The organism is Bacillus cereus group sp. BfR-BA-01453 (assembly GCF_022662915.1).
GTDB classification, from domain to species: domain Bacteria; phylum Bacillota; class Bacilli; order Bacillales; family Bacillaceae_G; genus Bacillus_A; species Bacillus_A paranthracis.
The window spans coordinates 108,168-129,007 of record NZ_JAKUEN010000002.1 but is presented as its reverse complement, the minus strand read 5'-3'; the positions used below and the strand labels follow the sequence as shown (position 1 = coordinate 129,007).

Below are 20,840 nucleotides of genomic sequence, written 5' to 3'. Positions count from 1 at the left end.
GCTTTTTATTATTTTTTATTATACTTTGCAACGAATTCCGAAAGCTTCTTCAGTTCCTCATCTGTACCTTTAAATACACCTTTAGGCATGGAACCTTTTCCCTCTTTCGCAATTTTAGCAATTTCTTCTGGCTTCAAAGTTAAATTTTGCAGTGCCGGTGCTGCTGCGCCGCCCTGTAAATTGTCACCGTGACATGTTAAACAAGTATTTTTTTGCATTAATTTATAACCTTCATCATTTTTATCAACTGGTGCTGTTTTTACAATTGCTCCTTGTTTTTTTGCAGCTTCCCAGTCGTGGTGTGCTACAGATTCCCAAGTTAAAAAGATAATCGATGCAACTGCTAAAAGCATAAATCCCGTTGCTACAGGACGCTTCAATGGGCGTCTTTCTGGGCCTCGATCAAGAAATGGAGCTAACAGTAATGCGCCAAACGCAATCCCTGGCATAATGAACGCTCCAATTACAGTAAATGAGCCAGAAGCATAAGAATACTTTAATAACTGATACAAGAATAAGAAATACCAGTCTGGAAGTGGTATATACCCAGCATCAGTTGGATCCGCCATTCTCTCAAGCGGTGACGGATGCGCCACTGTTAAACATAAATAACCGATTAAAAAAACTGCACCAACCATCCATTCTTTTAACAAGAAGTTCGGCCAAAATGCTTCTGTTTTCCCTGGGTATTCAGAATAGTCTTTTGGAATATTGGGTTTTCGAGCTACTGGTACCCGAGAATCTCCTACAAACTTCATCCCTTTGCCGCGATGCATAATCTCCCTCCTTTAGTTCTTTCCCCTTTAATTTAGCAATCTCTTATAGCGGACCGGAAATACCTTGTTTGCGAATCATGATGAAGTGGAAGGCCATTAAACCTAGAAGTGCTGCTGGTAAGAAGAAGACGTGAATAGCAAAGAAGCGAGTTAATGTTTGAGCGCCAACAATTTCGGAATGACCAGCGAGTAATGTTTTAATGTAAGGACCAATAAGCGGCGTTTGCTCTGCAATTTGAATCCCTACTTTCGTAGCAAATAACGCTTTCATATCCCACGGTAATAAATATCCGGTAAAACCAAGACCTAACATAACAAAGAAAATAAGAACACCAACAATCCAGTTTAGCTCACGAGGCTTTTTATACGCACCCTGGAAGAAAACTCTAAGTGTATGTAAAAACATCATTACAATTACGAGACTAGCACCCCAGTGGTGCATACCACGAACAATTTGCCCATATGCAACTTCATTTTGCAAATAATAAACCGATTCCCAAGCATTTTTAATATCAGGCACATAATACATCGTCAAAAACATTCCAGATAAAATTTGAATGACAGTAACGAAAAAGGTAAGTCCGCCAAAGCAATAAACGAATGCAGAAAAGTGATGTGCCGGGTTTACATGTTCAGGTACTTCATGATCAGCGATATCACGCCATATTGGTGTAATATCTAACCTTTCATCTACCCAATCATAAATTTTATTTAGCATCTACTTTGCACCCCCTCTTGGCTTCGCTTTTCCTAGATACAACGTTCCATCTTTCACTTTAGATTCGTATACATCAAGTGGAGCAAGGGGCGGCGTGCCTTTAATGTTTATCCCGTCTTTTGTGTAACGGCCCCCGTGACATGGACAAAAGAATTGATTCGGATGTGCTTTGTCCGAATTCCAGTTCACTGTACATCCTAAATGTTTACATACCGGAGAAAACGCAACAATGTCTCCGCTTTCATCTTTATGAACCCAAGCTGATTTTGGCTCTTCGGACTTGTACCAACCATCAACCTGCTTCACCTTAAAATCGAAACGTTTCGGCTCTGTTGTAATATCCTTTACTTGTGCAACAGCAACCATATCCGTTCCCGCTTCTTTTCTTAACACCGGATCAAGCGCAAATCGCGTCATCGGCATTAAAATACCCGCTGCCATAAAGCCTCCTACCCCTGTAAGAGTGTAATTTAAAAACTGTCTTCTTGACACACGATGTTCTTTCTCGCTCACGAAAATTTCCCCCCTCTATCAGAAATTGTCCCCTCGTGATAAATTATATAAAAAATAAAAACTAGGACACTATCATGATATAATACGCTCATGCACAGGTCAATATCATACTACTCATAATAATAAGAACTTTCTGTTTATTATTGTTTTCCCCATTTTTCTTCTAACATTACCATTATATTTTTTATATGTGCATGAATCACTTCTCTTTTCGCTTGATCACTAAATTGTTCTAACGCTAATGAAGGAAACCAAAATAAATCTCCCTGCAATTCTTGCATATCTTCTTTCCATGAAAAATCACTTGTAACATAAGCAATATGCTTAAAACCTTGCTTTTGTAAATGATTTGTCCATTCTTGCAAACGACCTTTTTCATTTTTTTGACTTTCTACTAAATACGTAAATGCAGGTAATAAAAGGACTCTTCCTTTATATTCTCTTTCCAACTCCATACTCAACAGTTCAATAAATTCACCTTGTTCTACTACCGTTTTCATTTCTTTCGCTGCCGAAATTGATAAAAGTGGTATAATACCTGTATCTACATATTCTCTTGCTTGCTCAAACTGTTCCACATCTTTTACAATCCATTTCAAATGTCTTCCCTCCCCCACCTATAAATGACAGAACTTTCACTTTATATATATTAAACCATACTAAAAGAGGTAAAAAAAGAAAAACTACCTATATTAAGGTAGTTTTTCTTGAAAAAGTCTGAAATTTGTAAAATTTCATGAATCCAAATGAATTCTATAACATCTTTAACTCCGCTGTTAACCTATGAAACGCTTCCTTATCTTGCTTATCCAGCGCTTCATCAATTTGTTTCAAAAGACGTTCTCTTCTAAAAGAAAATACACTTTCTTCTAAAAATCTTTCTGCAAGTAAACGATCTTTTTCATTTACTTCAATGTGCTTTGGTAAATACGGGTTTTCTTCTAATACAGCTACGTAATTGGCATTTTGAAACGATGATTTAAAATTGAGTTGAATATAAATATCCTCATCTCGATTTAAACGAATATCATGAAACGATTTTTCAGCATCTGTTGTCATAACATTTTGTTTAAAAAAGTGAAACGGTGTATCTTTTACACAATTCGCGGACATTACTAAGCCACGCGGACAATATTTTGCATGCTCTACGAAGTGGACTTTATGCATCAATTGGTCGTGACTCATTAAATAATTCAAAATCCATACACATTCACGCTGTTTCAGTTGGTAATTATTCAAAAACCATTTTACAAAATCCTTCTTCTCGTTTACAGAAACAGGGGTATTCATAGCAATTAAGTCCCTCCTCTGTCTTTCTCTTTTCTTTTTAGATTCAAGAAGCGGCATTCAGTTTCCTTCCAACTTATGAAAAATCCTCTAAATTATATAACAATTCTTCAATATGAATTTGTGTCGGGTCTAGTTGTATTAACTGAGTAAATACTTCTTTCGCCTCTTTTCGCATACCTTCTTCCAATAAGAAATAACCGTACTCTTCCAAGAAGTCTGGATGATTCTTAAAAGAAGTATATGCACTTTCATAGTGTTTTAATGCATCCGAATACATTTCTAATTGTTTTTTTGCAAATGCAAGATCCCAAAGTAGTTGTGTATCTGGTTCTCCGCTATCAATTGCACGCTCTACAACAGCGATTAACTCTTCATATTTTTCTTGTTCCTTTAAGATGTACGCATATTTTAATGTTGCACCTAAATGTCCTGGATCTAACTCAAGCGCTTTTTGAAGTACTTCCTCTGCTTCCGCAATTTTCCCTAATTTCGCCGCAATGTTTGCTAATTCTACATAAAATGGTACAGAAAGCTCATCTACTTTAATTCCTTCATGAAGTGTTTCATAGCTTTCTTGAAGCATCCCTTCTTTTTCATAACTTTTCGCTAAATACATGTAAAGCGATGCATACTCAGGATCTAATTCTTTCAGTTCTTGCCAAGCACCAATTGCTCTTTGGTATTCTTCACCTTGGTATAACGTGAAGGCATATCCAAATAATGAGTGAATATCTTTTTGTTCCTCTAAACCTGCTTCGTAGTAAGAAATCGCCTCTTCCCAATTTCCAATCGCGCTTAACGTTTCTCCAAGGCGTAGCGCAATGACAACACCACCCATTACTTTATGTTCCGCTAATAGCGACTCATAATAAGTGATTGCCTTTTGTTCTTCACCTTTACTACTATATAACTCTGCTAATCCAAACGTAATGACAGGCTCGTCAGGCATCATTTCTTTCGCCTTTAATAGTTTTTGTTCTGCTACATCATCGAAACCTTGCATTTGGAATAAATCCGCAACAAGTAATAACGATTGAACATATAAATCATCATTTTCTGGAATATCATGAAGCACTTCAATCGCTTCATCTTCTTTGTCTAGATCAATATATAATTCTGCTAAAAATACAGTGAATTCACTTTCCTCTGGATACAATAAACGTAAGTCTTCTGTAATAGCTAACGCTTCATCCGTAAATCCAAGTGTATGATAATAGCGAGCGATATCATACTTCTCTTCATCATTCGCAATTTTTAATTGTTCTTTTAATAATTGTAATCCTTTTTCCGCTTCACCATTTTCAATATATGAAACAGCTTGTTCAAACTTTTGCATAAACGTCTCCTTTAATTCTAAAAAATATTCTTTTCTGTTCATTTATCATAAGCAACTCATTGTTAGAACGCAACCTTTAGAATGTGCATGCTTCTTCTTACAGAGTAGTTAATTGTTCAAAAGGTTCGGATATGATACCGATACCTTCTTATCTTCTTCTATTGTACCGCTTTCTTTTATGACCGTGCAAATAACTTCTCCCACTAATTATCGAGCCATACAAATCGTGATTTACAGAACAACTTAATTACCAAACTTCAACTTTTTTAATGCGATAAAAAAGACTCCTCTAATAGGAGCCTTCACAATCTCTTAAGAATATGTTTCCTCTTTCTGTACTTGCTCATTTACAAGTTCTTTCAGTAACTCTATAATTTCATCATTTTCTTCTTTCAAACCGACAGTAATACGAATGCCATCATCGATACCAAATGCAGCACCAGAACGAACAATATATCCTTTTTTCATTAATCGTTCGAAAGCTTCATTACCAGGAATACCGAGTTTTAGGAAAATGAAATTTGTTTGAGATGGATAATAGAATACATTATATTCCTTACAAAATGCGTAATATTGATGTAATCCTTCTTCATTCTTTTTCACACATTCTTGTAAAAATGCTTGATCTTCTAATGCAGCAAGTGCTACAGATTGCGCTACAGTCGATGTATTAAATGGTAACCTCGCTACTTCTAACTGCCCGATTAACTCCGTATTACCAACTGCATATCCGATACGGAAAGCAGCTAGACCATATGCTTTTGAAAACGTACGTAATACCATAAGATTTTCATACTTTTCAAGAAGTGGTAATGTTTGCGGATAGTCTTCTGCTCCCGCATATTCATAATATGCTTCGTCCATAATAACAAGCGCTGACTTAGGAACTGATTCTAAAAATGAAAGTAATTTTTGTTTTTCTACATATGTACCTGTCGGATTATTCGGGTTACAAATCCATACAATCTTCGTTTGATCATCTACTTGCTGTAACATCGCATCTAAATCGTGAATGCCATCTTTAAGTGATACTTCACGAACTTCTGCTCCTTCAATAACAGCATGGTGATGGTATTGCGAGAATGTTGGATTCGCCATTACAACATTTGTTCCTTCGTGTAGTAACGCACGACTAATCATTTGAATGACTTCATCTAATCCACTACCAAATAACAGTTGTTCCGCTTTAACACCTAAATGTTTTGCTACTTTTGTACGAAGTTCAAAGGCATGTCCATCTGGATAAAGAGCGTATTGACTCGCTAAAGAAGTTAATGCTTCTGTTACGCGTGCTGAGCAACCGAACGGATTTTCGTTCGATGCCAATTTCACAATTTTCGATAACCCATATTCCCTTTTTACTTCTTCAATATTTTTCCCAGGTACATATGCTCTCAAAGTTAACAATTGTTCTTTTACTCTCATTTTTCTTCCCCCAGTCATTTTATTGAATTCGATTACAATACAATTTTAGCCCTTTACTGTAATCTTTTATCCTAACCGTCACTATTACGAAAACACCTCAAAATAAGCACTTCATGGCTACTCTTTATCATTTATTTTTCAACCATATCCTTTTGAAATGCCTCTAACGCAATATGAACAGTCTCATCAGGAATAGATACGACATTCACTACCCCATATTCCTGCATAAGTACCATATGAATTGTCCCTGCATTCGCTTTCTTATCTTGTTTCATCAACCCGACGAGGCGTTCTACACTTAAATCACTTGGCATTTTTGGATAGCCGTACTTTAAAAACCACTGCTTCATCTCTTCATAAGCAAGATTCACCTTATACACTTGTTCACTTAAGAATATAGCAAATAACATTCCAACCGCTACTCCGTCACCGTGAGTAATATTTCCATATCCTAGTTCTTTTTCAAGAGCATGGCCTAACGTATGTCCAAAGTTCAAATGAGCACGTACACCTTTTTCTGTTTCATCTTGTGCTACAATGTTTGCCTTTACAGGAATTGCCTTCGTTAATATGTGGATTAATTTCTCATCACGAAGATCTGCTAATGTTTGCACTTCTTCTTTTAGCCAATGATATAGCTTTACATCACCAATTAGAGCATGTTTTATCACTTCTGCATAACCCGAACGCCACTCTTTTTCAGGAAGAGACTGTAAAAACGGCGTATGATATACAACTGCTTCCGGTTGATGGAATGCACCTATCATATTTTTACCTAACGGATGATTGATTGCTACTTTCCCACCTACCGCGCTATCGTGGGCTAATAAAGTCGTTGGAACTTGAACAAAGCGAATTCCACGCATAAACGATGCAGCAACAAAACCAGCTAAATCTCCAATCATCCCGCCTCCAAGTGCGATAATTAAAGAATTTCTATCTAATTTATTTTCAAGAGCTGACGTATGAGCTGCGTAGAAATTTTCAAAAGACTTCTCTTTTTCACCACTCGGTACGACAAATGAAAATACTTTTTGCTCTACTTGCAATGCATCTACAACTGTCTGTAAATGTAAAGATGCAACAGCTTCATCTGAAATGATCATAATATTTGATACAGATGGATGCATATTTTGAACGATTGTTGTCAAATGTGACAACGATTCTTTTCCTACATATACATCATATTCTTTTGATTTCGTTTGAATATGTATGTTTCCCATTAAAATCCCCTCGCATATTCATTATGTTTCTCAATATTTTCACGAATAAGGTCCATACGATCTAATCCGAATTGTTCTATTAAAGCTGTCGCTAATTCCCAAGCTACAACCGCTTCTGCAACGACACTAGCGGCTGGAACAGCACAACTATCTGAACGTTCAATGCTTGCTGTAAAAGGCTCTTTCGTATCAATATCAACACTTTGAAGAGGTTTATATAGTGTAGGTATCGGTTTCATCACACCGCGCACAACAATTGGCATTCCAGTCGTCATTCCACCTTCTAAACCACCTGCATTATTTGTTCTTCGTGTATATCCATGTTCTTCATTCCAAAGAATTTCATCATGAACTTCACTTCCTGGTCTATGTGCTGCTTCAAAACCAATTCCAATCTCGACCCCTTTAAAGGCATTAATGCTCATTATTGCGGCTGCTAATTTTGCATCTAGTTTTCGATCATAATGCACATAGCTGCCTACTCCAATTGGCATTCCTTCCACAATTACTTCCACGATGCCACCGATTGAATCACCATTTGATTTCGCATCATCAATTGCTTTTATCATTTGATTACCAGCTTCTTCATCTAAACAGCGTACAGGTGATGCTTCAGTAATACTTTTTAATTCTTCAATTGAACGATACGTAGTCTCTTTAGCCTGTACACCGCCAATTTCAATTACATGGCCTGCTACTGCAATACCAAGTTCCGCTAACACTTTTTTTGCAACCGCACCAGCAGCAACACGTACTGTCGTTTCGCGTGCCGAAGAGCGTTCCAGTACATTTCTCATATCTCTATGACCATATTTAATCGCACCATTTAAATCAGCATGTCCAGGTCTTGGTTTTGTTACTTTCCTTTTCATTTCTTTTTCTTCTTGTTCCGTTAACGGCTCTGCACCCATAATTTTTGTCCAATGTGCAAAATCACGGTTTTCAACAACAAGTGCAATTGGAGAACCTAATGTCTCTCCATGCCTAACACCACTTACAATTTGCACTTGATCTGTTTCAATTTGCATGCGTCTACCACGCCCATATCCCTTTTGCCTTCTAGCTAACTCTTCATTTATATCATCCGCTACTAATGGCAGTCCGGCTGGAACACCTTCTATAATCGTTGTAAGTTGTGGACCATGAGATTCACCAGCTGTAATATATCGCATACGTTATTCCTCTTTTCGTATATGTATTTATCTCGCTATATTAAGCAATAATTTTATCTTTCATTACTCTAAAAATATGAAAGAGTTATTCATACATCAGCCATTCGCTTATTCTCCGATAGGCCTTTACTTTACATATCAATATATCATAACAGCTCTAACTTCGTAACTAATAGAAATAAAAAAAGTGCAAGAAGAATACCCCTATTCTCCTTGCACTTTCTACTATTATCACAGTGATTAAAGCGTTTACAAATTATTTCAAAATAATTAGTAAATCCATTCATTCATTAATTTTGAGTAGTCAACTAATTCTTCTTCTTTAAAGAAAATAGCAATCTCGCGCTCTGCACTTTCTAACGAATCAGAACCATGGATAATGTTTTTTGCAACAGTTACACCGAAATCTCCACGAATTGTTCCAGGAGCTGCTTCATGTGGTCTTGTTTTACCCATCATGTTACGAGCTGTATCTACTACACCTTCACCTTGCCATACCATTGCGAATACAGGACCAGATGTAATAAAGTCTACTAATTCACCAAAGAAAGGTTTTTCTGTGTGCTCAGCATAGTGTTGTCCAGCGATTTCTGGAGTGACTTGCATTAATTTTGCACCAACTAATTGAAAGCCCTTCTTCTCAAAACGAGCTACAATTTCCCCAATGAAGGCACGTTGTACACCGTCTGGTTTAACCATTAGAAATGTTTTTTCCATAAAAAATCTCTCCACTTCTGAATTATGTATGTAATTGTATATCCCCACACACATATTAACACCCTTATCACAATTGTGCAATAGTTTTGAAATAGAGAGATTATTTTATTTTTTAGAAAAAACACTAAAATTTTCGTTTTCCAATATACTTTGCTACATTTTGTAATGCATACTTTGCTTGTCCACGTGGGAGTGGTTTTATCATTTCTAATGCTTTATGTAAATAACGTTCACTAAACGCAAATGCTTTATCAATAGCAGCACTATTCTTTACAGCTTCAATAATTTCTTTCATTTCGTCCGCTGTTGTATTTTCATGTACAGATCTGATTTTCTTACAAAGGATTGGATCTTCCATAGCATATAAGGCAGGAAGCGTAATGTTTCCTTGCAATAAATCGCCCCCAGCAGGTTTTCCAAGTTTCTCTTCTGTAGAAACGAAGTCTAAAATGTCATCAATAATTTGATACGACATCCCTACGAAATAGCCATACCAAAACAGACGGCTTACCGTATCACGATTAGCGCCAGCAGCAATCGCTCCTAGTTGGCAACTTGCAGCAATTAATAAAGCGGTTTTTCGCTTTATTCTTCTTAAATATGTTCTTAAATTTTGGTCATAGTTATACTTATCTTTAATTTGTTCGATTTCACCTTTACAAACTTCTAAAATGGTATGCGATAGCGCCTGATGCGCCTCTGGAATTTCAATATTCGTTATACATTCAAGAGACTTAGCGAATAAATAGTCCCCTGTATACATTGCAATACGATCTCCCCATTTCGCATTCACAGTTGCACTACCACGTCGTAAAAACGCAGCATCAATAACATCATCGTGAACAAGAGAAGCCATATGAATAAGTTCTAACGCAACAGCTACATGCTTAATTGCATCTAACTTATAATCTCCAAATTTCCCCGCAAGCAACACAAATACAGGACGAATTCGCTTCCCACCAGCTTCAATAAGTTGTAATGCCGCCTCTTCTACTAATGGCTGTTCAGAAGCAACTGTCTTTTTTAATTCTTTTTCTATCACATTAATATCCGATCGTAAAAAAGAGTACATAAGTTGTAACTTCATATTGTTCACCTTAACCTAAAACTTCTTTTTTCTATTTTGATTCTGGTTTCATGCCTAAATGCATCGCTGCTACCCCAAAAGTAAATGGCTTCACTTGCACACGTTCAAGTCCAGCTTTTTCGAACATATTAGCCAATTCTTTCATACCTGGGAATGTACTAGCAGATTCTTGTAGCCATGAATATTCTTTATAACTTTTCGCAAATAACTTTCCAAATAACGGCATGATATATTTAAAGTATAAAATATAACCTTGTCGAAAACCAATCATTGTTGGTTGAGATGTTTCTAAACAAATTACTTTTCCACCTGGTTTTACTACACGCGTCATTTCTTTTAATACGTGCATATAATCCGGTACATTACGTAAACCAAATCCAATCGTTACATAATCAAACGTGTTATCTTCAAATGGAAGTTCCATTGCATTCCCGTGCAGAAGTTCTACTTGTTTTAATTGTAACGCCTCTACCTTTTGCTTACCAACAGATAACATATTTTCGCTGAAGTCTAAACCAACAACCTTGCCCTGTTCACCCACCGCTCCAGCTAGCGCAATTGTCCAGTCCGCTGTTCCGCAACATACATCAAGCGCTTTACTACCTGGTTTTACATCCATAATGCGCATCGTCTCTTTGCGCCACGCTTTATGTCTTTGAAAACTAATTACAGAATTCATCACATCGTATTTATCAGAGATTTTCTCAAATACATCATGTACTCTTTCTTCTTTTGATTGTTGCATGCTCGTACCTTCTTCCAATGTAAAATTGCTTATGTCTTCGATGTATCTCTTAACACAGAGTTTATTTCGCTTATATCTGTGTGATTTTCTAAAAATTGATTTTCTTTCTTTCCAAGTTTCATCATCCATCCATTCATAACTGTTTCTGCATCTGCTTTATCGTTCACAATCCCTTGAACAGCTTGAAAAACAGGTGAATGTTGTTTATTAACATGTAGTTCACATTCTTTTTGGAGACGATTTTTTCCTAGTACATACGTTATAAACGGCTTCCAATGCGCTAAATGAAAATGATCACATGTTTTTTGCAACAGTGCAGACTCAATCATTACTACACTTTCCATTATGTCATCCACCGTTTTATGCGCTTTTTGATATAACATTATTTTGTGTTCATTAATTTCTTTAATTCCTTCAGCAAGCGCACGAATTAAAACAATATCACGATTCATAGACAATAAGTAATAATATAACCCGCTATAGTAATCACCAGCAAGCACTGTTAACTGGCGACGCTTATGCGATTCATTCGCTTCTTCCCCTGCTTTATTTGATACTCTTTCATGTGTATCAAGCGCAATTTGCACAAGCATAATCGTCACTACATAATGCTCAATTTGTTCTATATGTAAATTTGCACCTTTTAAAGCACCATATAACAATGCGATTTTCTCTTCATCAATAAATGGTTCTTCAATATAGTTTATAAAATAAGGATGGCGTAATTTCACCATCAATTTCTCTCTTATACCCGCATACCCTCCGTAGATGTCACACACAAAAATCACCCTTGTTTTCTAATTCATAAAACTTATTATAACACATACACTCTATTTTCTATAACCAAAACTTGGCTACTCTTTCCAAACTTCTACCGAACTACATAACATCTTCTATTCTTTTAAGTAATCTTTCTATTCTCACTCTGCCTCGCTAAAACTATATCATTTATTTACAAAAAAAAAAAAAGAAAAGCAGTTTCCCACTTTTCTTTACTTCGTTTTAATAAAAGATAAAATTTCACTACGTGCTGCAGCATCATTTTCTAGCACACCACGTACTGCTGTTGTTACTGTTTTTGCACCTGGCTTTTTCACACCGCGCATCGTCATACACATATGTTCCGCTTCTACTACTACCATTACACCATGCGGCTCTAGTACTTCCATAATAGAGTTCGCTACTGTTGATGTAATACGTTCTTGCAGTTGTGGACGACGTGCAATTGTATCTACAGTACGAGCTAATTTACTTAACCCTGTCACTTTTCCGCCTTGCGGAATATATGCAACGTGAGCAACTCCATAGAATGGAACTAAATGATGCTCACACATCGAATAAAACGGTATATCTTTTACTAGTACAAGCTCCTCATGATCTTCTCCGAACACTTTGTGTAAATGTTCTTTCGGATCTTCATGCATACCTGAGAACACTTCTGCGTACATTTTTGCAACACGCTTTGGTGTATCAAGTACTCCCTCTCGATTAGGATCATCTCCAATTGCCTCTAAAATAAGGCGTACTGCATGTTCAATTTGTTCTAAATTAACTTTTGCCATCCGCTAGCCCTCCCGAAAACCTAAAAGTGATACGAACACATTCTAGCATATTTATGTTTTTAAAAGCAAAAAGAAGAGTTTCCAAAAAGGAAACTCTTCTTCCCTGTTAATATGTAAGGATTATTTAACCGCATCTTTTAATGCTTTACCAGGTTTGAATGCAGGTACTTTACTTGCAGCGATTTCAATCTCCTCACCTGTTTGTGGGTTACGACCTTTACGAGCCGCACGCTCACGAACTTCGAAGTTACCGAATCCGATCAGTTGTACTTTATCACCTTGTTTTAAAGCTTCTAAGATAGAATCAAAAACAGCGTCTACTGCTTTTGTTGCGTCCTTTTTAGAAAGGGAACTTGCTTCTGCAACAGCATTGATTAAATCTGTCTTGTTCATGCCATTCACCTCCTCCCAAAGATAAGACTGTATAATGATCATAAAATGAGTCTTACTTTCATTTGTAGGCAATTTTTGCAAATTCTATACTACAAAGATGTAGATAAATCATTATCAACGCCTATATTATACGATTCTCCTTTATAATTCAATATTTTTAAGGAAATTGTTACTCTTAAAATGTGAAAATCTGATGAAACTTGACAATTTACAACAATATATTAGATAATAGCTGTTTATTTTCCTATTCTATATGCGAAAATTAAAAAATCCCTCTACGATGAGAGGGATTTTTTCTTATAATATAATCGCAATTAATCCGCCAGATCCTTCATTAATAATTCTTTCTAGCGTTTCTTTTAATTTATATCTCGCATTTTCTGGCATTAAAGATAGTTTCGCTTGAATGCCTTCCCGAACAATAGAACTCAGTGAACGTCCAAATATATCAGAATTCCAAATTGATAATGGATCATCTTCAAAATCTTGCATTAAGTAACGAACTAGTTCTTCACTTTGTTTTTCCGTACCAATGATTGGCTCAAACGTAGACTCCACATCTACTTTAATCATATGAATAGATGGAGCTACAGCTTTTAATTTCACACCAAATCTTGAACCGTGACGAATAATTTCTGGTTCATCTAAACTCATGTCAGCTAACGCAGGCGCCGCTACACCATATCCTGTTTGTTTGACCATACGCAGAGCATCCGCCACTTGATCGTATTCTATTTTCGCATGAGATAAATCGAGCATAAGCTTCAATAAATGATCTTTCCCTCGAATTTCTACTCCTACTACTTCTTTTAAAATTTGATCATATAATTCATCTGGTGCATATAAATCAATCTCTGCTACGCCTTGCCCCATATCAATGCCAGCTAGGCTCGCTCGATCAATAAATTCATACTGACTAAACTGCCATACGACACGGTCTACATCACGAAGACGTTTTATATCCTTCACAGTCTCTTGAACGGCTTCTTGATAACTTTGGCGTAACCAATGCCCTTCATTTAGTACCATTACCCAGCTCGGAAGGTTCACATTCACTTCTAAAACAGGGAACTCGAATAACGCCTCTCGAAGTACATTGTATACATCTGTTTCTCTTAAACTTTCAACACTCATCGCAATGACTGGGATATCATATTCTTCAGATAAGCTTTGGCGCAATTGCTCTGTATCTGGATGATACGGCTGTACAGTGTTAATGATCATAATGAAAGGTTTTCCGACTTCTTTTAGCTCATTTACGACGCGTTCTTCTGCCTCTATATAATCTCTTCTTGGAATTTCACCAATCGTTCCATCTGTTGTAATTACAACACCAATTGTTGAATGTTCTTGAATTACTTTACGTGTTCCGATTTCTGCAGCTTCATGGAATGGAATAGGCTCTTCATACCAAGGAGTATTAATCATGCGCGGGCCATTCTCATCTTCATAACCTTTTGCTCCTGGAACAGTATATCCGACGCAATCTACTAATCGAATATTCACTTCAAGACCTTCATCTACTTCGATAGAAACCGCTTGGTTTGGAACAAATTTCGGTTCCGTCGTCATAATTGTACGGCCAGCAGCACTTTGAGGTAGTTCATCCTGCGCCCTTTGACGGTCAGACTCATTTTCAATATTAGGAATAACTACAAGTTCCATAAATTTTTTAATGAATGTTGATTTCCCTGTTCGAACAGCTCCTACAACTCCAAAATAAATATCACCGCCTGTGCGTTCCGCAATATCTTTAAAAATATCTACCTTTTCCAAGTGATTCCCTCCCTCAATATTTTTGGGAATAATTCCACGTTTATAGTCAACTAATACCTTCTCTAACGTTGCCTATAATATCTGATATAATATAATGGTATTCTAGAAGTTCGGACAATATATCATATAATTTTGTCCAATTTCATATGACTATTAAAAAATACCTTTTGTTTGCATCGCAAGTTGTGTAACATAAAAAACCTTTCTTCTAGAACTTATTCACTAAAAGAAAGGTTCATGACTTATGATTTTAAAAAAATTGGTTCTCCATTCTTTACCGTATACGGTAAAGAATACGCAGGTACAAACGGAGAATCTTTCGAAAGTATATTTCGAATATCTTCCCCCTCCTTAAATTGCCCTTCATTTTTTTTCAACGCTTCATATAAGTCGATTCTATAATCAACATAAATTTCTCCCTTCTCATTAATTACAAAAGGAAGGCCTTTACCAGAATACGGACTTGTCACTTGCGGTACATCTTTATATCCAAGTTTTTTGAAATCTAATTCATACACACCATCTGAAATTACCTTTTTAAATGGTGGATATTGATGTTCATCTCGATACATCCTAAGCTTTAATGATAATTGCTGAATTTGTTCAGCCATCCTCACATCAATTAACTTTACTGTTGGGTTTGTTTCAACGTCTATTAATACGTATTGATATACTCCCCCGCTTTCATAGGCATTCCCTGGTGCTTCTTGTATGTAACGCGGAGAAATCTTTTGAAAATCGATTGGATATTTTTGATAAATAGGCGTATTCATATCCCGCGTCTTAATTGGCAATATCCCGTCATTTTGCTCCTTAAATGTCGCAACAGCTTTTTGAACGACCTGCAACTGATCTTCATAAGGAACAGCATTTTGTTTCATATTTTCTTTTGGATACAGACACCCTGTTAAAATGCTCATACAACAAAATATTAAAATAATATGGACTTTTTTCACTAGTAATCACCTTTTCATACTAATATAACTCGCTCCGTACCATGCCCTTTACTGCTGCACAGGTCCACTAAATACAACAAGAAAAATAACAATTCCTGACACAATCATGAGGGTGTACGCTACCAATGCTGTAATCCCTTTCAAAACTTTATTCTTTATTTTATATCTGCTTAGTAAAATAAAACTTACTGCAAAAAACATAAATCCAATTGCTCCTAAAGCAAACCACATTTTTATAAGCCCTTCCGACATATACACACCCCTTTTTATTAATCTATTTTTATACTATTTTAACAAATTAAAATCTTTAAACAAATACAAAAAAGAACATTTTACTACAAATCGAGAATATGTAGTTTTAATCAATAGGTTTTTCAGCATTTTCCACCAGTCTAGATAAAAATAAAACCGAAGCAAGCATACCTCTCGCTTCGGTTGACCAAATATGCCCAAAACAGCTCTATTCCCATACTTTCATGGCTATCATATGCAATTTACAAACTCTTTGTTTCTCATATTTTATTTTTTAAACATTTTGCTTAACGAGCCAAAATCTGTCGGCATATTATTGTTAATAATCGCTTTTACAATTTGATCCTCTTGTTCTTTCGGCACCTCACGTCCTGCCATAAGAGCCACTTGATGAATCAATTGACGAAGTACAGTCTCATCACGTAAATTCGCATTTTGTACAGATGATGCTAATTTAAAAATATCTTCTTTATTCACTTTCGCTTCTTTTTCAATGTTATTAAAAATGTTGTTATCCATTCTTTTCACCCTCTCCTCAAGTTACTCTTCATCCTATGCAAAAATAAAAAAATGGTGAAAAGACCCAAAAAAATAAAAAGCGACAGAAGTACAATTGTACTTCTGTCGCTTTTCTTTAAAGTAAGTCAGGTATAGCTTCCACTTCATGTTTTCGAACACGCCCCATTAATGAGCCCACTGCATCTTTTACATTATTCCCATTGAATAAGACGTCATATAAAGCAGCTGTAATCGGCATTTCCACTTCCATTTTCTCTGCCAACTCATGCGCAGCTTTCGTTGTTCTTACACCTTCGACAACCATACCCATGCTTTCTAACACTTCTTCTAAAGAGTGTCCTTTTCCAAGCAAATTCCCAGCACGCCAATTTCGGCTATGGACACTTGTACAAGTTACAATTAAGTCTCCCATACCAGTTAGACCAGCAAACGTTAACGGATTTCCACCCATTTTTCTTCCTAAACGAGCAATCTCCGTTAAACCACGCGTCATTAATGCCGCTTTCGCATTATCACCTAATCCAAGACCATCAGTTATCCCAGCAGCTAATGCGATAATATTTTTTAACGCACCACCAAGTTCAACTCCAACGATATCTGGATTTGTGTATACACGGAAGTAACTATTCATAAACAAATCTTGTACTTCCTCAGCCGCTTCCATACGCTTTGCTGCAGATGTAACAGTTGTCGCCTGACGTAACCCAACTTCTTCAGCATGACTCGGTCCAGATAGTACAACAACATCTTTAATTAAGCCCTCTGGAATTTCTTCCTCAATCACTTCCGAAATACGTTTTGACGTACCAGGTTCAATTCCTTTACTTGCATGAATCCAAGTAGTCGGGCCTGCTACATATTTCTTCATATCTTGCAGTACTTCTCTATACGCTTTCGTTGGTACTACAAGAAGTACTACATTTACATCTACTAATGCTTCTTCTAAAGAAGAGTAGGCTACGATTGTGCTTGGCAATGTAATTCCTGGGAGATATCGACTATTCTCATGTTTTGTATTAATCTCATCCATAAGTTCAGAACGATTTCCCCAAATACGTACATCATGCCCATTGTCAGCTAATACCATCGCTAACGCTGTTCCCCAGCTACCTGCTCCAACTACTGTGATTTTTGTCATAAAATCACATCCTCTCCATTAGTCTCTTGCTCTAGCGATAATGTGAATCGGTGTTCCTACAAAGCCGAATGATTCACGTAAACGATTCTTTAAGAAGCGCTCATATGAGAAGTGCAATAGTTCTGGATCGTTTACAAACACAACAAATGTTGGTGGTTTTACCGCAACTTGTGTTGCATAGAAAATCTTCAGACGACTACCATTATGCGTTGGCGTTGGATTCATCGCTACCGCATCCATAATTACATCATTTAATACGTTCGTTTGAATACGGATACTATGGCTTTCATTTACCTCATCGATAACCGGTATTAACGTTTGTGTACGTTTTCTCGTTTTTGCAGATAAGAATACAATCGGTGCGTACTCTAAAAATTGGAAATGAGCACGGATGTTTTCTTCAAATGCTTTCATTGTTTTCTCATCTTTTTTCACTGCGTCCCATTTGTTTACAACAATCACGACAGCTCGTCCTGAATCATGAGCGTATCCAGCGATTTTTTTATCTTGTTCAATAATTCCTTCTTCACCATCTAAAACGACTAAAACAACGTCAGAACGTTCAATCGCTCTTAGTGCACGAAGTACACTATACTTTTCTGTACTTTCATACACTTTCCCTTTTTTACGCATACCAGCTGTATCGATAATTACATAATCTTTTCCATCTTTACTATATGGTGTATCGACAGCATCACGAGTTGTTCCTGCTACATTACTAACAATTACACGCTCTTGACCAAGAAGAGCATTTACAAGTGATGATTTCCCTACGTTTGGACGTCCAATTAAAGAGAAACGAATTGTATCTTCATCATATCCGTCTTCTTCAATCTTTGGAAAATGCTGTGCAGCTTCGTCTAATAAGTCACCTAATCCTAATCCGTGTGTACCTGAAATTGGGAATGGCTCACCAAATCCTAATGCATAGAAATCATAAATGTCACTGCGCATTTCCGGATTGTCCACTTTATTTACTGCAAGTACAACCGGTTTATTTGAACGATATAATATTTTCGCAACTTCTTCATCAGCTGCTGTTACACCGTCACGACCATTTGTCATAAAAATGATAACATCCGCTTCATCAATTGCCACTTCAGCTTGTTGACGAATTTGTGTCAAAAATGGCTCGTCTCCAATATCAATTCCACCTGTATCAATAATGTTAAATTCATGATTTAACCATTCTCCAGCGCTATAAATACGATCGCGCGTTACACCTGGAATATCTTCTACGATTGAAACTCTCTCTCCAACAATTCTATTGAAAATAGTAGATTTCCCTACGTTCGGGCGGCCTACTATTGCTATTACTGGTTTCGGCATATACTTTCATCCTTTCAACTTGCTTCTGTTTATTATGTAAAAAACCCTTCTTTGTGCAAGAAGGGATTTGCATTCCAGAATATTTCTCAACGTATCAAAACACCTCACATTATAACACACGTTGCTAATGTTTCACAATAATATATACATTCTCTTGTAAGCGATGCGCAATGCCGTCTAGAATTGCCTCTAAATTATTTGCAACAAATTCTAATTCCTCTGTCGATTCACAAGTAAATAGAGGGGCACCACCAGCAAACTTCTCCGGGGTCGTTGTAATAACTGCAAGAATTACACTTTCTAACATCATCTCTTATCTCCCCTTCCTTTCGGGGCTTCTGATGACATATGAACAGCACTTTCTAACGTCGGCACGTTCCCTATGACACCTATCGCTTTCTCCGCATCTTGATCTTGTGGCAAGACAAAGATTCCAACCCTGCCATCCTCTAAATCACGCTTTGCTAAAGGTACAAGTGCCGGCGTACCAGAATCTCTATAAATTCCTAAAGCAACAGAAACATCATGTAAAATAGCTTGTCGTTGTCCTAAGTTAGAGATTGTCACCATCGCATCAATTGATTTCGGTCTTAAAATAAAACCCATTCCATACTTCATAATTTCCTCTTGTCTTGCTGGCAATCCAATATTCATAATGTAAATATTATCAATATACAGCCCCGCTCCTTCAAAACGAAGTGGAACATGCTCGATATCAACAAGATCATGCAACCTCTTACCAGACATTAATTTTTTCGCGATAAAAAATGCGATGATAGCCATAACTACTCCAGCAATCCATGAACGGAACCCTATATAAGCAAACGTCGTTACAAACGACGTTAACATCGCCAAATAGTTGCGACTTTCAAAAACTAATGCAATTCCTTCAATATATGTATTCCCACGTGGTACAAGCTCATAACCATCTAATTGTTGCAATGTATTTCTTTCCATATTACGCACATCACGAAACTGTGTTGCTGCTAACGTAAGAAACGTAATGGCAGAAAAATCTTTTTTCAATATAGACGGAATCGCAATCGCTCCTAAAGCCGCCGCAATTAACCCCATCGCAATATGAATAATTTTCCCGTGGAGCCTCGTCGGATATTGCCGGGTATCTGTCCGAAGCATGAGCACTCTCGTTACTGTCCCTGCTATTACGCCGCATAAAATGGCCGGTGTATATTCAATCATGTATTACCCTCGCCTTTCTTTTACGTGTTTTCCTCTTAAACTGTTCCATGTGTACGGAGACTTTCGCAATCCAAAATAAAATTGCCATGAATAATGTAGAAACAGCAACGATATCAAAAAACGCTAAACTACCGTAATCGTAAGGAAAATGCAGTTTCCGAAAAATAATTGTCACAAACAATTCTCCCTGTAACATTCCTATATAAAGAGAACATAGTCGTAATATGCGATCCTCATGTAATAAAACGGATGCATATACAAGAGCACTACTTAACAAAAACAACCTGTCCACCACAATCCAAATTGGATCATATACTTCTAACAAATGAAAACTTGTATATAACATTGCAATAATAAGTGCCGAAAGTAAGCTATATAATTTTTTCCAAATAGAATAGAGGGTGAGTGCTATAAAAGCTATACCAGAAAGTAAAAGTGCATTTACTGATACTGTGAATGAAGCAATCGTTACATGTAACGGAGAACAAATAATAAAAATCAATATACAGGCGCTTATCTTCCACCGAATAGAGTCCTTTTTCATAAAAAAAGTTACGACAATCCACCCTATCCAAGCTACAAAATAAAAAGTACTCCCTTCCATCATTTCACCTCCTATGTTTTCCATTATGGGAACTTTTTATGAAAGTTAATCCACTTTCTTCACGCATAGTTTTTTCCGATAACAGCAACACTTTTAATAAGGAGGTGCT

The 20,840-nt window shown here is 36.7% G+C and carries 24 protein-coding genes; all 24 read right to left on the bottom strand.

What is annotated here, in order from left to right; all coding sequences use genetic code 11:
* Window positions 1–8: 8 nt before the first annotated feature.
* The 24 genes from qcrC to MR070_RS05295 all read right to left on the bottom strand — a co-directional run bounded on the left by qcrC (window position 9) and on the right by MR070_RS05295 (window position 20,731).
* A complete protein-coding gene (qcrC, locus tag MR070_RS05410) occupies window positions 9–776 on the bottom strand; it encodes a menaquinol-cytochrome c reductase cytochrome b/c subunit (protein WP_000554607.1) in 768 nt (255 codons plus the stop codon).
* 43 nt (window positions 777–819) lie between these two features.
* Window positions 820–1,494, bottom strand: coding sequence for a menaquinol-cytochrome c reductase cytochrome b subunit (gene qcrB / locus MR070_RS05405; RefSeq protein WP_000932700.1), 675 nt, complete (start codon window positions 1,492–1,494; stop codon window positions 820–822).
* Window positions 1,495–2,007, bottom strand: coding sequence for a menaquinol-cytochrome c reductase iron-sulfur subunit (gene qcrA, locus MR070_RS05400; RefSeq protein WP_001290418.1), 513 nt, complete (start codon window positions 2,005–2,007; stop codon window positions 1,495–1,497).
* Window positions 2,008–2,147: 140 nt separating this feature from the next.
* Complete coding sequence (locus MR070_RS05395) at window positions 2,148–2,606, bottom strand: YpiF family protein (RefSeq protein WP_000871301.1); 459 nt, start codon at window positions 2,604–2,606, stop codon at window positions 2,148–2,150.
* A 154-nt stretch (window positions 2,607–2,760) separates the two neighbouring features.
* The gene (locus MR070_RS05390) at window positions 2,761–3,297 is read right to left on the bottom strand and encodes a ReoY family proteolytic degradation factor (protein ID WP_001095923.1); all 537 of its coding nucleotides are present in this window, start codon (window positions 3,295–3,297) and stop codon (window positions 2,761–2,763) included.
* Between the two features lie 73 nt (window positions 3,298–3,370).
* Complete coding sequence (locus tag MR070_RS05385; protein ID WP_001168676.1) at window positions 3,371–4,633, bottom strand: tetratricopeptide repeat protein; 1,263 nt, start codon at window positions 4,631–4,633, stop codon at window positions 3,371–3,373.
* 312 nt (window positions 4,634–4,945) lie between these two features.
* The gene (gene hisC / locus MR070_RS05380) at window positions 4,946–6,058 is read right to left on the bottom strand and encodes a histidinol-phosphate transaminase (protein WP_001264005.1); all 1,113 of its coding nucleotides are present in this window, start codon (window positions 6,056–6,058) and stop codon (window positions 4,946–4,948) included.
* A gap of 131 nt (window positions 6,059–6,189) precedes the next feature.
* Entirely contained in the window at window positions 6,190–7,281 is a 1,092-nt protein-coding gene (gene aroB / locus MR070_RS05375) for a 3-dehydroquinate synthase (protein WP_044790552.1), read from the bottom strand.
* Window positions 7,281–8,453: a chorismate synthase gene (aroC, locus tag MR070_RS05370; protein WP_044790553.1), complete on the bottom strand. Its 1,173-nt coding sequence runs from the start codon at window positions 8,451–8,453 to the stop codon at window positions 7,281–7,283. Before aroC ends, aroB begins: the two co-directional genes overlap by 1 nt.
* 270 nt (window positions 8,454–8,723) lie before the next feature.
* Complete coding sequence (gene ndk / locus MR070_RS05365; protein ID WP_000415885.1) at window positions 8,724–9,170, bottom strand: nucleoside-diphosphate kinase; 447 nt, start codon at window positions 9,168–9,170, stop codon at window positions 8,724–8,726.
* Window positions 9,171–9,294: 124 nt separating this feature from the next.
* Window positions 9,295–10,257 carry a heptaprenyl diphosphate synthase component II gene (hepT, locus tag MR070_RS05360; protein ID WP_000776082.1) on the bottom strand — a complete coding sequence of 321 codons (963 nt, stop codon included), beginning with the start codon at window positions 10,255–10,257 and terminating at the stop codon, window positions 9,295–9,297.
* A 31-nt stretch (window positions 10,258–10,288) separates the two neighbouring features.
* The gene (gene menG, locus MR070_RS05355) at window positions 10,289–11,002 is read right to left on the bottom strand and encodes a 2-heptaprenyl-1,4-naphthoquinone methyltransferase (RefSeq protein WP_001187667.1); all 714 of its coding nucleotides are present in this window, start codon (window positions 11,000–11,002) and stop codon (window positions 10,289–10,291) included.
* Between the two features lie 29 nt (window positions 11,003–11,031).
* Complete coding sequence (locus tag MR070_RS05350; protein WP_041184091.1) at window positions 11,032–11,781, bottom strand: heptaprenyl diphosphate synthase component 1; 750 nt, start codon at window positions 11,779–11,781, stop codon at window positions 11,032–11,034.
* A gap of 213 nt (window positions 11,782–11,994) precedes the next feature.
* The gene (folE, locus tag MR070_RS05345; RefSeq protein WP_001151482.1) at window positions 11,995–12,564 is read right to left on the bottom strand and encodes a GTP cyclohydrolase I FolE; all 570 of its coding nucleotides are present in this window, start codon (window positions 12,562–12,564) and stop codon (window positions 11,995–11,997) included.
* 120 nt (window positions 12,565–12,684) lie between these two features.
* Window positions 12,685–12,957 (bottom strand): HU family DNA-binding protein, encoded by a 273-nt coding sequence (locus MR070_RS05340; RefSeq protein ID WP_001043860.1) that lies wholly within the window; start codon window positions 12,955–12,957, stop codon window positions 12,685–12,687.
* Between the two features lie 297 nt (window positions 12,958–13,254).
* Window positions 13,255–14,733 (bottom strand): stage IV sporulation protein A, encoded by a 1,479-nt coding sequence (spoIVA, locus tag MR070_RS05335; RefSeq protein ID WP_000416519.1) that lies wholly within the window; start codon window positions 14,731–14,733, stop codon window positions 13,255–13,257.
* A gap of 242 nt (window positions 14,734–14,975) precedes the next feature.
* On the bottom strand, window positions 14,976–15,689 hold the full coding sequence (locus MR070_RS05330) for a hypothetical protein (RefSeq protein WP_049113550.1): 714 nt from the start codon (window positions 15,687–15,689) through the stop codon (window positions 14,976–14,978).
* 48 nt (window positions 15,690–15,737) lie between these two features.
* Window positions 15,738–15,941 (bottom strand): DUF2768 domain-containing protein, encoded by a 204-nt coding sequence (locus tag MR070_RS05325; protein WP_001288998.1) that lies wholly within the window; start codon window positions 15,939–15,941, stop codon window positions 15,738–15,740.
* Between the two features lie 267 nt (window positions 15,942–16,208).
* On the bottom strand, window positions 16,209–16,460 hold the full coding sequence (locus MR070_RS05320; protein ID WP_000369754.1) for a stage VI sporulation protein F: 252 nt from the start codon (window positions 16,458–16,460) through the stop codon (window positions 16,209–16,211).
* Window positions 16,461–16,575: 115 nt separating this feature from the next.
* Window positions 16,576–17,598: an NAD(P)H-dependent glycerol-3-phosphate dehydrogenase gene (locus tag MR070_RS05315; RefSeq protein ID WP_000161779.1), complete on the bottom strand. Its 1,023-nt coding sequence runs from the start codon at window positions 17,596–17,598 to the stop codon at window positions 16,576–16,578.
* An 18-nt stretch (window positions 17,599–17,616) separates the two neighbouring features.
* A complete protein-coding gene (gene der / locus MR070_RS05310) occupies window positions 17,617–18,927 on the bottom strand; it encodes a ribosome biogenesis GTPase Der (RefSeq protein WP_001125893.1) in 1,311 nt (436 codons plus the stop codon).
* Between the two features lie 124 nt (window positions 18,928–19,051).
* Window positions 19,052–19,237 (bottom strand): capping complex subunit for YIEGIA, encoded by a 186-nt coding sequence (locus tag MR070_RS05305; RefSeq protein ID WP_000979054.1) that lies wholly within the window; start codon window positions 19,235–19,237, stop codon window positions 19,052–19,054.
* Window positions 19,234–20,127, bottom strand: coding sequence for a YIEGIA family protein (locus MR070_RS05300; protein WP_000575281.1), 894 nt, complete (start codon window positions 20,125–20,127; stop codon window positions 19,234–19,236). The genes MR070_RS05305 and MR070_RS05300 overlap by 4 nt, the downstream gene beginning before the upstream one ends.
* On the bottom strand, window positions 20,120–20,731 hold the full coding sequence (locus MR070_RS05295; protein ID WP_242260710.1) for a YphA family membrane protein: 612 nt from the start codon (window positions 20,729–20,731) through the stop codon (window positions 20,120–20,122). Before MR070_RS05295 ends, MR070_RS05300 begins: the two co-directional genes overlap by 8 nt.
* Window positions 20,732–20,840: the final 109 nt, after the last annotated feature.

Excerpts from the sequence above, each read along its gene's own strand:
- hisC (WP_001264005.1), bottom strand. The coding sequence starts at position 6,058 with ATGAGAGTAAAAGAACAATTGTTAACTTTGAGAGCATATGTACCTGGG.
- MR070_RS05300 (WP_000575281.1), bottom strand. The coding sequence starts at position 20,127 with ATGATTGAATATACACCGGCCATTTTATGCGGCGTAATAGCAGGGACA.
- hepT (WP_000776082.1), bottom strand. The coding sequence starts at position 10,257 with ATGAAGTTACAACTTATGTACTCTTTTTTACGATCGGATATTAATGTG.
- ndk (WP_000415885.1), bottom strand. The coding sequence starts at position 9,170 with ATGGAAAAAACATTTCTAATGGTTAAACCAGACGGTGTACAACGTGCC.
- aroC (WP_044790553.1), bottom strand. The coding sequence starts at position 8,453 with ATGCGATATATTACAGCTGGTGAATCTCATGGTCCACAACTTACAACG.
- folE (WP_001151482.1), bottom strand. The coding sequence starts at position 12,564 with ATGGCAAAAGTTAATTTAGAACAAATTGAACATGCAGTACGCCTTATT.
- MR070_RS05305 (WP_000979054.1), bottom strand. The coding sequence starts at position 19,237 with ATGATGTTAGAAAGTGTAATTCTTGCAGTTATTACAACGACCCCGGAG.
- MR070_RS05315 (WP_000161779.1), bottom strand. The coding sequence starts at position 17,598 with ATGACAAAAATCACAGTAGTTGGAGCAGGTAGCTGGGGAACAGCGTTA.
- menG (WP_001187667.1), bottom strand. The coding sequence starts at position 11,002 with ATGCAACAATCAAAAGAAGAAAGAGTACATGATGTATTTGAGAAAATC.
- MR070_RS05325 (WP_001288998.1), bottom strand. The coding sequence starts at position 15,941 with ATGTCGGAAGGGCTTATAAAAATGTGGTTTGCTTTAGGAGCAATTGGA.
- MR070_RS05320 (WP_000369754.1), bottom strand. The coding sequence starts at position 16,460 with ATGGATAACAACATTTTTAATAACATTGAAAAAGAAGCGAAAGTGAAT.
- MR070_RS05340 (WP_001043860.1), bottom strand. The coding sequence starts at position 12,957 with ATGAACAAGACAGATTTAATCAATGCTGTTGCAGAAGCAAGTTCCCTT.
- aroB (WP_044790552.1), bottom strand. The coding sequence starts at position 7,281 with ATGGGAAACATACATATTCAAACGAAATCAAAAGAATATGATGTATAT.
- MR070_RS05295 (WP_242260710.1), bottom strand. The coding sequence starts at position 20,731 with ATGGAAGGGAGTACTTTTTATTTTGTAGCTTGGATAGGGTGGATTGTC.
- MR070_RS05385 (WP_001168676.1), bottom strand. The coding sequence starts at position 4,633 with ATGCAAAAGTTTGAACAAGCTGTTTCATATATTGAAAATGGTGAAGCG.
- MR070_RS05390 (WP_001095923.1), bottom strand. The coding sequence starts at position 3,297 with ATGAATACCCCTGTTTCTGTAAACGAGAAGAAGGATTTTGTAAAATGG.
- qcrC (WP_000554607.1), bottom strand. The coding sequence starts at position 776 with ATGCATCGCGGCAAAGGGATGAAGTTTGTAGGAGATTCTCGGGTACCA.
- der (WP_001125893.1), bottom strand. The coding sequence starts at position 18,927 with ATGCCGAAACCAGTAATAGCAATAGTAGGCCGCCCGAACGTAGGGAAA.
- qcrB (WP_000932700.1), bottom strand. The coding sequence starts at position 1,494 with ATGCTAAATAAAATTTATGATTGGGTAGATGAAAGGTTAGATATTACA.